Below are 3,291 nucleotides of genomic sequence, written 5' to 3' on the forward strand. Positions count from 1 at the left end.
CGCCGGACACGTCGATCACCGCCCCCTCGCGCAATAGACTGCGCCGTCCCGCGGCAACCGCCACCTGCCCACCGGTGGCAAGGGTGATCGAGCCGCTTTTGAATTCGACGGTGCCGCCGCTGCCGATGTCGATGCGTGACTGATCGCTGCGGATCCGGTTGTTGGCATTGACGCCGGTCAGCGCGGCCTCGCGCTGGCTGTCCAGGGCGGTGAGATCACTGCTGTCGAGCAGAATCGCACTGACGCCATTTTCGCCCAGGGTCACACGGCCTTGGGCATCGCTGGCCGGATTGAGCAGATGCACGGTGCCGCGCGTCGCCACTGAAGTGCTCGCCAGCAGCACACCGTTTTGCACAACGTCGCGGCCGGTCAGGGTGATGTCGCCGGTGGATGCCTGGATCAGGCCGGTGTTGCTGACTTTGCCCGAGCTGTCAGCCTTGAAACCGGGAATGACCTCACTGCCGAAGGTGGTTGAATAACCATTGCCGTCGGTGCCCGAGCCCTTGCGGATATAGAAACGGTCCCCCGCACCCAGCACCGTCTGACCTTTGGCCGTACTGATCGAGCCGTCGTTCTGCACGTCCTGGCCGAGCAGCAAGGTATAGCCGCCGGCGTCGGTGGAGAGCGCAGGTTGATGCGTTTGTATGGCTGCGCCACGCTCCACCAGGACTTTGCCAGCAGCGTCGGTAAAGGTTGGCTGACTGCCGGTGCTATCGAAATACAGACCCCGATCGCGAAATTGTGCATCTGTCATGTTCGCGGCTGCCGCTACCAGATTTCGCACATTGACCTGGCTGCCACCGCTGAAGACGATGCCGTTGCGGTTGATCAGCATCACCGTGCCGTCCGCTTTGATCTGCCCCTGAATCTGGCTGGCCCGTGCGCTCGGATCGTTGACGCGATTGAGCACCGCCCAGTTGGCCTGCTGGGCAAATTCCACTGTGGTATTGCGGCCGACGTTGAACGTTTCCCAATTGAGAATCGCCTTGTCGGCGGTCTGCTCGATCTTCACCGTGGTCTTGCCGTCGGCCTGGGTCTGTTGCGGGCCTTTGGCGTTCATCCAGCCCTGGCTCAGGCTGTTATCGACCTTCAGGCCGCCCTCGCCCAATCCGTCCGGAACCACTTGCACACTGCCCAATGCGGCGGCACGTCCAGCGGCTTGTGCGGCCTGCTGAGCGGCAATCGCTGCCACGGTGTTATTGAGCGTCTGCAAAGAGCGCTGCAACTGCTGGCTGGCCCGTTGCTGCTGTGCCAGCGGTGGGGTCATCCCCGGCAGACCGCTCCCACCCGGACGCGACGCCGAAGCCTGCTGCGCTGCGCCCTTCGCGGCAAACCAGGTGGAACTGAACGCTGTTGCCGCCTCGGCACTGCCCGCCACCAGACACAAGGCGACGGCTTGCGCCAATGGCTTGAGCAGCCACTGTGCGGGATCGCCCGCGCCACGTTTGATCGGCCGGATACGGTTACTGTGACGGGAGGTGCGAGCAAGCATCACTACAGGTCCTTTTGGGTGGCAGGTCGGATCAGCCCTGCTGTTACGACATAGGCAGTTGGCGAGCCTCACGACCGAACGGATGTCACACAAACTTCATGATCAAGGAGTAAATCGGCAAAAAAAACAGCAGCCCGAAGGCTGCTGCCGTTTCATTGCAGTTGAGACAAGGCTTACAAAGGACGACCAATGCCGTTGCAGGCGTTGGCGTTGTTGATGTCCAGGTTATTGCCCGAGGTGTTGGTGATGAAGTTGGCGGTCACAGCGGTTTTCCAGTTGTTGGGAACCGGCGTGAAGCTGTGGGCGACGGTGGCGACGTTGTTGCCCGGGTTGCTGTAGTGGGTGGTCAGGAAGTTGCGCACGGCGGTGGCCACGGCGGCATCTTTGTAGCACTGGCCGAAGATGAAGTTGGTGTAAGCCACAATCGGGTAACCGCTTGCCGGGTTAGGCACGACCGGGGCCCAGCCAGCCGGGTTGGCAGGTGCGCTTGGCACCGGTGCAGTGCTCAGCGCCAGCGTCACGTTAGCGTTGGTTGGCTGGACGCCATTGACGCGGGCAACCACAGCGTTGCTGGTGGCGTTCACGCCGTCCGGACCCACATAGCCGATCGAACCGTCCACGGCATTCACCGCAGTGGCCACATCAGCGGTGTTGGCTACGCCGACCCAAGTCGATGGCAGCGCGGAACCGGCCGGCAGACGAGCGTTGGTGAAGGTGGAGTTGACGGCGAATTTGGTCGGGCAGATCGAGTTCAGGTGACGGCTGAGGATTTCGGTGGTGCCGCTCGAAGTGCTGCGATAAACCACGCGGATTGCGGTGGTGTCGGCAGTACCCAACAGCGCGCCCCAGGTAGTCTTGGTGCCCGACAACGCGTCGCACAACTGAGCGCTGGTCAGATTAAGCGCGGTCTGACCGGATTTTTTGTACGGAATGGCAACCGAAGTGGCCACCGATGGCAGCTGGATCAACGGGCCGTACGAAGCACCGAAGTTGCTGGTGTAGGTGCTGAGTTCCGCAGCGCTGAGGATCGAGTCGCTAGCGGCGAAGTGCACGGTGCCGGTGGTGCTGAACTGGGCAGCGTTGTTGGTCAGGAAAGCGCTTTTGCCGACGCCGCTACCGGTCACGGCGTAGCTGAAGTTGGCGGGCAGGATGCTGTTGGCAGAACCTTTGTACAGCGCGGCAGGCAGCGAGGCGCCACCACCGGTTACGGCCATGGCCTGGGCGGAAGCCAGAGCGGCGACGGTCAGTGAGGCGGCGATCAGAGTGCGCTTGAACATGAAGAATCTCCTTTTCAACTTGGTTGGGAACACAGGTTTCGGAAAGCTTGCATGACACCGGGAGGGTCCACCGCAGTGGAGCCGCAGGGAGAAATTCGCAGCTTCCGGTGACAGATAAAGGAAAAAACCTCGGGAGCTGCGCGGGGATTTTGGTGCGGATTTCTCGGGTGTATGCGGTGGGTTGCGGCGCGCCTGGATCGCGGGTTTGGCTGAATCGGGCTGGAGCCGTTGGTGGGTGGTTGCAGATGACAGAATGGAGAACCCGAGGATGGGCGGATTGGGGCTCGGGTGGTAGGCAGACCGGTGAAAGTTATTTTGGGAAATTTGTTGGCTGGAATGGCCCAATCGCTGGCAAGCCAGCTCCCACAGGGGTGCAGTGTTGTTAATGCAATCTGGGGTACAACACAAAAACCTGTGGGAGCTGGCTTGCCAGCGATGAGGCCCGACCAGACAACATCAGACTGGGCTACTGCACCAACTGGTTGATCTCAATAATCGGCAACAACACCGCCATCACAATCA

Annotated in this window: 2 protein-coding genes; both read right to left on the reverse strand. The window is 61.3% G+C overall.

The annotated features are described in order from the left end of the window. Window positions 1-1,492 (reverse strand): two-partner secretion domain-containing protein (locus OQK_RS25675; RefSeq protein ID WP_038861772.1); only part of this gene is annotated, 1,492 nt, incomplete at its 3' end. Window positions 1,493-1,665: 173 nt separating this feature from the next. Further along, complete coding sequence (locus tag OQK_RS25680; protein ID WP_016774960.1) at window positions 1,666-2,769, reverse strand: substrate-binding domain-containing protein; 1,104 nt, start codon at window positions 2,767-2,769, stop codon at window positions 1,666-1,668. Window positions 2,770-3,291 lie beyond the last annotated feature (522 nt).

It is taken from the genome of Pseudomonas sp. R62 (assembly GCF_000257605.1).
Taxonomy (GTDB): domain Bacteria; phylum Pseudomonadota; class Gammaproteobacteria; order Pseudomonadales; family Pseudomonadaceae; genus Aquipseudomonas; species Aquipseudomonas atacamensis.